Genomic DNA, 8,918 nt, shown 5'->3' with positions numbered 1-8,918 from the left:
CTCAATGATAATCATGTGCGAATTTCTCATGTTTTTTTACTTCATGATCAGATCGTGATTATCTAAAAAAGTTCCCTGTAAAATAAATCCTTTATTTTCAATGAATAAAGTTCGATCCCGCCCTTGCTTGATACTGGCGTTAGCAATAGCCGCCATTAATTCTGGTAACTCTGTTGGCTGAAGCGCTGCCATATTTTCCTTTTTAGGCTTCTTAAATGCAGCTTTGATGCCAGTTAATGGGTTAGCTTGAATCAGGCCACAGTTGGTGGCGAAGTTCATCACTTCATTCAATCGTTGAGTAAGGCGTTTTACGGTCTCTAAGCTACCTATTGCTTCTATTGGTTTGATCAATTCAATAACAAGAGGGGCAGGTTAAGGCCCTCTTTTTTTGTTTCGAGGATATAGGATGCCACGGTTTTAGGTTTGTAGAATACTTTAGTTTGTAACTTGAAATTTTGCAGATGCATACAAAAAGCAACTAATTGGAATTCGAGGTAGATAACTAAGGTTTCTTCTCTATCAATGAGTTAGCTTTTTTGGTTAGTGTAGGTAAAAGTATGGTTTTTTAATGTTCGTTATTTTAAGTTGTTGTTTTTAATCTAATTACATACTAATGCATCAGGAGTATGTTTTTGATCGGCTTTCACAGTTAACTTCTTTCGTTTATTTCTATTGCGGCTTAGGATACGTGAAAGCGTTTCGTGCGAAAAGCGACACATGCGAAAAGATGCAAATCCAAATGATATACATCTAGATAAGGGAAGCCAAAGATGCAGACGACTCAAGCTCTTAGTGAAAAACTCGGACACTTACTTGCGAAACATAAACATGTATTAGTGACGGCTGAATCTTGCACTGGCGGTGGTGTTGCTAGCGCGGTAACGGATATCGCAGGGAGCTCCGCATGGTTTGACCGTGCTTTTGTGACCTACAGTAATGAAGCGAAACAAGAGATGATCGGTGTTCAGCTTGAAACCTTAGTTGAGTTTGGTGCTGTGAGTGAGCCGGTGGTTATAGAAATGGCTCACGGGGCGCTACAACATTCAAACGGCACTATTTCTGTGTCTATCAGCGGTATTGCTGGCCCGGGCGGCGGCACGGAAGAGAAACCGGTAGGGACTGTGTGTTTTGCTTGGAAAGCAGTAAATGGGTGGAACAAAGTAGGAACGCATGTATTTACAGGCGATAGATCACAAGTACGCCAACAAGCTACGCACCATGCCTTACAAGTTATTTATGATTACCTATCAATGGAAGACAAGTAACATTTGTACAAATTATTTTCATACAGGTATAGACACTGTATGAATCAACAGTATAATAAAAGCCAATTAGTCACCCCTTTGTGGGTTAGAAATAGATTCTAAGTCGCTTGTTGAAACAACCGATTATGTGGAGATAGAAATGGACGAGAATAAACAAAAAGCGTTAGCTGCAGCCCTTGGTCAGATTGAAAAGCAATTTGGTAAAGGTTCTATCATGCGTCTTGGTGATAACCGCACAATGGACGTAGAAACTATTTCTACAGGTTCTCTATCTCTAGATATCGCACTAGGTGCTGGTGGCTTACCGATGGGACGTATCGTTGAAGTTTACGGTCCAGAATCATCAGGTAAAACAACGCTAACGCTTGAGCTTATTGCTGCAGCGCAGAGAGTGGGTAAAACGTGTGCATTCGTGGATGCGGAACACGCACTTGACCCTATCTACGCTCAAAAGTTGGGTGTTGATATCGATGCTTTGCTTGTATCTCAACCAGATACCGGTGAACAAGCTCTAGAAATCTGTGATGCACTGGCTCGTTCAGGTGCTATCGATGTTCTTGTTATTGACTCGGTTGCTGCACTAACACCTAAAGCAGAGATCGAAGGCGAAATGGGCGATAGCCACATGGGTCTTCAAGCGCGTATGCTTTCTCAAGCAATGCGTAAGCTGACAGGTAACCTTAAACAGTCTAACTGTATGGCTATCTTCATTAACCAAATTCGTATGAAAATTGGTGTAATGTTCGGTAACCCAGAAACAACAACAGGTGGTAATGCACTTAAGTTCTACGCATCTGTTCGTCTTGATATTCGCCGTACTGGTGCAATCAAAGATGGTGATGAAGTTGTTGGTAACGAGACTCGTATCAAGGTTGTTAAGAACAAGATTGCTGCACCATTCAAACAAGCTGAAACTCAAATCCTTTACGGCAAAGGCTTCAACCGCGAAGGTGAGCTTATCGATTTAGGTGTTAAGAATAAGCTAGTAGAGAAAGCGGGCGCTTGGTACAGCTACAAAGGCGACAAGATCGGCCAAGGTAAATCGAACTCTTGTAAGCACCTACGTGAAAACCCAGAGATCGCTCTGGAACTTGACACTAAGCTTCGTGAATTGCTACTGACTCCTGCTGTTCTTGAAGAGAAAGGCGCAGAGAAAGAAGAAGAAAACGAAGAGCTATAAGCTAACGGTTTATAGAGCGGGTGTTTGAAAGGAACATCCGCTTTGAAAGAATAGGAAGCCTCGCATATTTTATGCGGGGCTTTTTTTGTCAAAGTGTCTGTCCCCATCCTTGCAGCGCCTTGCTAGATCTATTTGGTTGTTTGAGGTAGCTTGCCAATTTTTTGTTTGTTCCCTATCTGAGCTAGTGGAATATTCTTCATTTTATCGATTTCCAACTAAAATCCTGCCCAAGGGTGTCTTTTCTACAAGAAAACTAGTCGAAGCCTTAACCATGATCTACAATACGGCAAAATTCTAACTCGACTATTTTCAGGAAGAGCTGCATGTACATGAGCACTGATGAGGTTCGCAACGCGTTCCTTAAGTTCTTTGAGAGCAAAGAACACCAAATCGTAGACAGTTCATCGTTAGTTCCACATAACGATCCAACCCTGCTGTTCACTAACGCAGGTATGAACCAATTCAAAGATTGCTTCCTAGGCGCCGAAAAGCGTGCCTACACTCGAGCAACTACGGCTCAGCGTTGTGTACGTGCGGGTGGTAAACACAATGACCTTGAAAACGTAGGTTTCACGGCTCGTCACCACACATTCTTCGAAATGCTAGGTAACTTCAGCTTTGGCGATTACTTCAAAGAAGAAGCGATTGGGTTTGCCTGGGAATTCCTGACTGAAACACTAGGTCTGCCAAAAGATCGCCTGTTAGTAACGGTTTACGAGACAGATGACGAAGCGTTCGAAATATGGAACAAGAAAGTGGGCATTCCAGCTGACAAGATTGTTCGTATCGGCGACAAAGAAGGCGGCAAGAAGTTTGAATCTGATAACTTCTGGACAATGGGTGACACAGGTCCTTGTGGTCCATGTACTGAAATCTTCTACGATCACGGTGAGCACATTTGGGGCGGCCGTCCTGGTACACCTGAAGAAGATGGTGACCGTTTCATCGAGATCTGGAACAACGTATTCATGCAGTTCAACCGTCACGCTGACGGCACTATGGAACCGCTACCTAAGCCAGCTGTAGATACTGGTATGGGTATTGAGCGTATCTCTGCAATCATGCAGGGCGTTCACTCTAACTACGAAATTGATGTATTCCAAAAGCTAATCAAGGCGACAGCAGAAGTAGTAGGTCACGACGACCTATCTAACCAATCGCTGCGCGTTATTGCTGACCACATCCGTTCTTGTTCATTCCTAATCGCTGATGGCGTAATGCCTTCAAACGAAGGTCGTGGCTACGTTCTACGTCGTATTATTCGTCGTGCAGTTCGTCACGGTAACAAGATTGGTGCACAAGGCGTGTTCTTCCACAAACTTGTGGGTGTACTGGCTGAAGTGATGGGTTCTGCGGCTGAAGAGCTTAAGAAACAGCAAGAGCTTGTTGAAAAAGTACTTCGCATCGAAGAAGAGAACTTTGGTCGCACGCTAGAGCGTGGCATGGTTATCCTTAACGACGCATTAGACGCACTTGAAGGCAAAGAGCTTGACGGCGAAACAGTTTTCAAACTTTACGATACATACGGCTTCCCTGCTGACCTTACTAACGATGTAGCTCGTGAACGCGACTTTACTATCGATGAAGAAGGCTTTGAGAAGGCGATGGAAGCACAGCGTAAGCGTGCACGTGAAGCAGGCCAATTCGGTACTGATTACAACGCGACGATCAAAGTAGACACGAACACTGAGTTCTGTGGTTACACAGCGACTGAAGGTGCGGGTGAAATCTCTGCGCTATTTGTTGACGGCGAAGAAGTATCTTCACTATCGGCTGGCGACAAAGCAATCATCATCCTTGAAGAGACACCATTCTATGCTGAGTCAGGCGGTCAATGTGGTGACGCTGGTACGCTAAAAACAGCATCTGGTCTATTCAAAGTACAAGACACTCAGAAGCTAGGTAACGCATTTGCTCACCACGGTGAGCTAGTTGAAGGTGTATTTGCTCAAGGCGATAAAGTAGAAGCAACGGTTGACGCTGAGCGTCGTGCTGCTATCTCACTAAACCACTCTGCAACTCACTTACTTCACTCTGCACTGCGCGAAGTTCTAGGTGAGCACGTTGCACAAAAAGGTTCTTTAGTTAAGCCAGACAACCTACGTTTTGACTTTTCTAACCTTGAAGCGGTAACACCGGCACAGATTAAAGAAGTAGAGCGTTTGGTTAACGTACAAGTTCGTAAGAACCACGTGATTGAAACCAACATCATGGACATCGAGTCAGCGAAAGAAAAAGGTGCAATGGCACTGTTTGGCGAGAAGTACGATGATGAAGTTCGCGTTCTATCTATGGGCGATTTCTCGACTGAACTTTGTGGTGGTATCCACGCAAGCAACACGGGTGATATCGGTCTATTCAAGATCACTTCTGAAGGTGGTATTGCTGCGGGTATTCGTCGTATTGAAGCGGTAACGGGTGAAGCTGCTCTAGATGCAGTAGAAGCTCAGGCTAACGCTTACGAAGAGAAATTGGCTGAATCAGCTAAGAAAGCGAAATCGCTAGAGAAAGAAATCCAACTGCTTAAAGAAAAGATGGCTGCTGCAGAAAGCGCAAATATCATGGGCAAAGTAGAAGACATCTCTGGTACTAAAGTTTTGGTTGCTGCAATTGAAGGCGCAGACAACAAGAACCTACGTACTATGGTTGATAACGCTAAAAACCAAGTAGGTAGCGGCATCATCCTGATTGCGAATATCGCAGACGGTAAAGTTGGCTTGATTGCTGGCGTAACCAAAGACCTTATCGGCAAAGTAAAAGCGGGTGACCTCGTTAAGATGGTTGCTGAGCAAGTTGGCGGTAAAGGCGGCGGTCGTCCAGATATGGCTCAAGCGGGCGGTACAGACGTTGAAGCACTGCCAGAAGCGCTTAAATCTGTGCGTACTTGGCTAGAAGAGCGTCTTTAAGCTTAAGTAATTGATACAAAGATGCCCAATCAGTTGATTGGGCATCTTTTATTTTGCCTATTGGAAGTGTGTTTAAACAAGGTTTGATTGAGATTAACCAAGCAGTCTAATGGTGGCGTTAGACTCCTTGGTTAATTTTTTATTGCTTCGCCCTGACGCGGAGTATGTGTTTTTTGTCATATATAGACATTGGTCTTGGGAAGGTGAGGACGGGTGAAAATGCCTCTTATCGTGCAGAAATTTGGTGGAACGTCGGTGGGTTCAATAGAGCGGATCCATCATGTAGCAGAAAAAATCATTGAAGCGAAAAATGAAGGGAACCAGATCTTGGTTGTCGTTTCTGCTATGTCAGGTGAAACAAATCGGTTAGTTAACTTAGCTTCACAAGTTGATAGTGTCCCAAACGCTAGAGAATTGGATGTGTTGTTAACGGCTGGAGAACAAGTTTCCATGGCTTTGTTGGCGATGACGTTGCACAAGTTGGGTTATGAAGCGACATCGATGACCGGCTATCAAGCCAAGATACACACCGATTCTAATCATAATAATGCGACGATTGAGCGTATTGATACCGCTCCTATTAGAGCGCTGTTAGATGATGACCAGATTGTCATTGTTGCAGGTTTTCAAGGCGTTAATGCGAAAGGTGACATCACAACCTTAGGGCGAGGTGGTTCAGATACCACGGCTGTTGCATTAGCGGGCGCGCTTCAAGCTAAAGAGTGTCAGATCTATACCGACGTTGATGGCGTATATTCCTGCGACCCTAGAGTGGTTAAGCAATCTAAAAAATTAGATACCTTAGACTTTCCCTCTATGGAAGAAATGGCTCGCAGAGGCGCTAAGGTTTTGCACCTTCCATGTGTTCAGCATGCGTGGCGACACAATGTACCACTGAGAGTACTTTCGAGTTTTGAAGAAGGCGAGGGCACTCTCATCGCGGGTAATGATTGTTTGAATGATATTGCTGGAATAGCCATTCAAAGAGATATGGTTCGCATCGAGTGTTTGAATCAAGATTTACCGTCTCTCATGTCGCATTGCCAGTTGTTAGGGATCGAAGTCTGTAGTGTGATCGAGGAAACAGAACGGGCAGCGCTCATTATCAAACCGGACATAAGTGCTAAATTAAAACTAGTTTTTGCTGAAAAAATCCGTAATAGTGAATATGTTAGTTTGTTAACTGTGGTAGGAAGCCGAACGCAAGAAATTGTGGTCAGTTCACATGGATTGTTGTCTGAAGGCGAAATTGATGTACAACATCACTTATTGCAGCAGCAGTCTTTAACTTTGGTGATATCACCAACGCAAGTCGATATAGCTGCTAACATATTACACAATGCATACATCGTAGCACGTGAAACACAGGGTTATCTTAAAAAAGAAGTGCATTTTGGTTAAATAAACTCAATCGATAGTTTACGAAAATATAACTTTTGTTGGATAATGCTCTCGTAGCTAGATAAATTTAGAGATTACTCAAGGAGCAAAGAATGCTAATTTTGACTCGCCGTGTTGGCGAAACACTGATGATTGGTGATGAAGTAACAGTTACTGTACTAGGCGTTAAAGGTAACCAAGTACGTATTGGTGTTAACGCACCTAAAGAAGTATCTGTTCACCGTGAAGAGATCTACATGCGCATTCAAGCTGAAAAAGGTAATGGTAACGTTGCATCTGGCAACTACTAATACTTTTGCGTAGAAGAGGGGCTAGCATTGTTGCTAGCCTTTTTTGATCTTGGGGTGCACATAATCACAACTTAGCAATAGGTTGATTCACTAGCTGGCTTAGTTATAGATGCTGGATGGAGTGCTTGATATAGAAAAGCCACGCCACCAGAGTTAACTCTTATTGAAGCATCGTGAGATTTGTTTGCCATAGTTCAAGTTTTACTGACTTACCCTATGGCGAAATAGAGCATCCCGTAGTATGGTGCAATCAGCAGTGACACTTACTGTGAGATAAATTAGATAATTGTTTTCCACTGTTAATTATTGCCAATCTTTCACCTTAATTTTTAAGGAAAAAAGCGCTAATTGGATGTTATAAGTTCAATTTGCAAGCGCTTTGATTAAATTGCAAACGGTTGAATGTTTTTGTCCGGTTTTTTTCAATAAAGTGTTTGACATATTTTCGGTAAAACGTAATATGTGCCTCCGCAAGACGGTGAGGTGGCCGAGAGGCCGAAGGCGCTCCCCTGCTAAGGGAGTATGTGGTTTATAGCCGCATCGAGGGTTCGAATCCCTCCCTCACCGCCATTTCTTGCACGTTTGAATTTGCAAGCAAACACAGAAGTAACAATGTGCGCCCTTAGCTCAGCTGGATAGAGTACCTGGCTACGAACCAGGCGGTCGGAGGTTCGAATCCTCCAGGGCGCACCATTCTTTAGATTACTTTGTTAAGAAGTAATGGATAAGAATAATGAATTTGGTGAGGTGGCCGAGTGGCCGAAGGCGCTCCCCTGCTAAGGGAGTATGTGGTTTGTAGCCGCATCGAGGGTTCGAATCCCTCCCTCACCGCCATTCATTACAGGCCTATGGCCTTTTTTTTGTTTCGTAGAAACAAGAATGTGATATATTTCACAACTTCTTCACTTGAAGATACCGTGCGCCCTTAGCTCAGCTGGATAGAGTACCTGGCTACGAACCAGGCGGTCGGAGGTTCGAATCCTCCAGGGCGCACCACTATTAGGGTTTTCATTAATCCTGATGTTGAACGTTTAGTTTTGCTTTATTGCCTTAACTGAAAGCTTGATATCGAAACCGTTGCGCCCTTAGCTCAGCTGGATAGAGTACCTGGCTACGAACCAGGCGGTCGGAGGTTCGAATCCTCCAGGGCGCACCACTTTAGGGTTTTCACTAATCCTGATGTTGAACGTTTAGTTTTGCTTTATTGCCTTAACTAACGGCTTAATATCGAAACCGTTGCGCCCTTAGCTCAGCTGGATAGAGTACCTGGCTACGAACCAGGCGGTCGGAGGTTCGAATCCTCCAGGGCGCACCACTATTTAGGGTTTTCACTAATCCTGATGTTGAATGTTTAGTTTTGCTTTATAGTCTTAACTGCTTTATTGCTTTAACTAACAGCTTAATATCGAAACCGTTGCGCCCTTAGCTCAGCTGGATAGAGTACCTGGCTACGAACCAGGCGGTCGGAGGTTCGAATCCTCCAGGGCGCACCACTTTTAGGGTTTTCATTAATCCTGATGTTGAATGTTTAGTTTTGCTTTATAGTCTTAACTGCTTTATTGCCTTAATTGAAAGCTTAATATCGAAACCGTTGCGCCCTTAGCTCAGCTGGATAGAGTACCTGGCTACGAACCAGGCGGTCGGAGGTTCGAATCCTCCAGGGCGCACCACTTTTAGGGTTTTCACTAATCCTGATGTTGAACGTTTAGTTTTGCTTTATAGTATTAACTGCTTTATTGCCTTAACTAACAGCTTAATATCGAAACCGTTGCGCCCTTAGCTCAGCTGGATAGAGTACCTGGCTACGAACCAGGCGGTCGGAGGTTCGAATCCTCCAGGGCGCACCACTATTTAGGGTTTTCACTAATCCTGATGT

At 44.0% G+C, this 8,918-nt stretch carries 5 protein-coding genes, 9 tRNA genes and 1 pseudogene; 14 read left to right on the top strand and 1 reads right to left on the bottom strand.

From position 1 onward, the window contains the following. Positions 1 to 123: 123 nt before the first annotated feature. A pseudogene (locus H5300_RS23960) lies at positions 124 to 369 on the bottom strand (tyrosine-type recombinase/integrase); the annotation flags it as partial. Between the two features lie 401 nt (positions 370 to 770). Between H5300_RS23960 and pncC the strand changes: the two are divergent. The 14 genes from pncC to H5300_RS23890 all read left to right on the top strand — a co-directional run bounded on the left by pncC (position 771) and on the right by H5300_RS23890 (position 8,889). Then, the gene (pncC, locus tag H5300_RS23955) at positions 771 to 1,265 is read left to right on the top strand and encodes a nicotinamide-nucleotide amidase (protein WP_029222254.1); all 495 of its coding nucleotides are present in this window, start codon (positions 771 to 773) and stop codon (positions 1,263 to 1,265) included. 139 nt (positions 1,266 to 1,404) lie between these two features. Continuing rightward, positions 1,405 to 2,445 (top strand): recombinase RecA, encoded by a 1,041-nt coding sequence (gene recA, locus H5300_RS23950; RefSeq protein WP_004735435.1) that lies wholly within the window; start codon positions 1,405 to 1,407, stop codon positions 2,443 to 2,445. Between the two features lie 323 nt (positions 2,446 to 2,768). Beyond that, complete coding sequence (alaS, locus tag H5300_RS23945) at positions 2,769 to 5,351, top strand: alanine--tRNA ligase (protein ID WP_102463485.1); 2,583 nt, start codon at positions 2,769 to 2,771, stop codon at positions 5,349 to 5,351. A gap of 219 nt (positions 5,352 to 5,570) precedes the next feature. Then, on the top strand, positions 5,571 to 6,752 hold the full coding sequence (locus H5300_RS23940; RefSeq protein ID WP_080583151.1) for an aspartate kinase: 1,182 nt from the start codon (positions 5,571 to 5,573) through the stop codon (positions 6,750 to 6,752). 92 nt (positions 6,753 to 6,844) lie between these two features. Then, the gene (gene csrA / locus H5300_RS23935) at positions 6,845 to 7,042 is read left to right on the top strand and encodes a carbon storage regulator CsrA (RefSeq protein ID WP_004415691.1); all 198 of its coding nucleotides are present in this window, start codon (positions 6,845 to 6,847) and stop codon (positions 7,040 to 7,042) included. Between the two features lie 477 nt (positions 7,043 to 7,519). After that, positions 7,520 to 7,612: transfer RNA gene (locus tag H5300_RS23930), tRNA-Ser, on the top strand. Between the two features lie 46 nt (positions 7,613 to 7,658). Continuing rightward, positions 7,659 to 7,735, top strand: a tRNA-Arg gene (locus H5300_RS23925). Positions 7,736 to 7,783: 48 nt separating this feature from the next. Continuing rightward, a tRNA-Ser gene (locus tag H5300_RS23920) sits at positions 7,784 to 7,876 on the top strand. Between the two features lie 85 nt (positions 7,877 to 7,961). After that, positions 7,962 to 8,038: transfer RNA gene (locus tag H5300_RS23915), tRNA-Arg, on the top strand. Positions 8,039 to 8,121: 83 nt separating this feature from the next. Then, a tRNA-Arg gene (locus H5300_RS23910) sits at positions 8,122 to 8,198 on the top strand. A gap of 82 nt (positions 8,199 to 8,280) precedes the next feature. Next, a tRNA-Arg gene (locus H5300_RS23905) sits at positions 8,281 to 8,357 on the top strand. A 101-nt stretch (positions 8,358 to 8,458) separates the two neighbouring features. Beyond that, positions 8,459 to 8,535: transfer RNA gene (locus H5300_RS23900), tRNA-Arg, on the top strand. A gap of 100 nt (positions 8,536 to 8,635) precedes the next feature. Beyond that, positions 8,636 to 8,712 (top strand) — tRNA-Arg (locus tag H5300_RS23895). 100 nt (positions 8,713 to 8,812) lie between these two features. Continuing rightward, positions 8,813 to 8,889: transfer RNA gene (locus H5300_RS23890), tRNA-Arg, on the top strand. Positions 8,890 to 8,918 lie beyond the last annotated feature (29 nt).

Source organism: Vibrio sp. SG41-7 (genome assembly GCF_014164465.1).
Lineage (GTDB): Bacteria > Pseudomonadota > Gammaproteobacteria > Enterobacterales > Vibrionaceae > Vibrio > Vibrio splendidus.
The sequence above is the reverse complement of the archived record's forward strand: the minus strand, read 5'-3'. Positions and strand labels throughout refer to the sequence as shown.

Bases quoted from the DNA above. Each gene is read 5' to 3' on its own strand.
- pncC (WP_029222254.1), top strand. From the start codon at position 771: ATGCAGACGACTCAAGCTCTTAGTGAAAAACTCGGACACTTACTTGCG.
- recA (WP_004735435.1), top strand. From the start codon at position 1,405: ATGGACGAGAATAAACAAAAAGCGTTAGCTGCAGCCCTTGGTCAGATT.
- alaS (WP_102463485.1), top strand. From the start codon at position 2,769: ATGTACATGAGCACTGATGAGGTTCGCAACGCGTTCCTTAAGTTCTTT.
- H5300_RS23940 (WP_080583151.1), top strand. From the start codon at position 5,571: ATGCCTCTTATCGTGCAGAAATTTGGTGGAACGTCGGTGGGTTCAATA.
- csrA (WP_004415691.1), top strand. From the start codon at position 6,845: ATGCTAATTTTGACTCGCCGTGTTGGCGAAACACTGATGATTGGTGAT.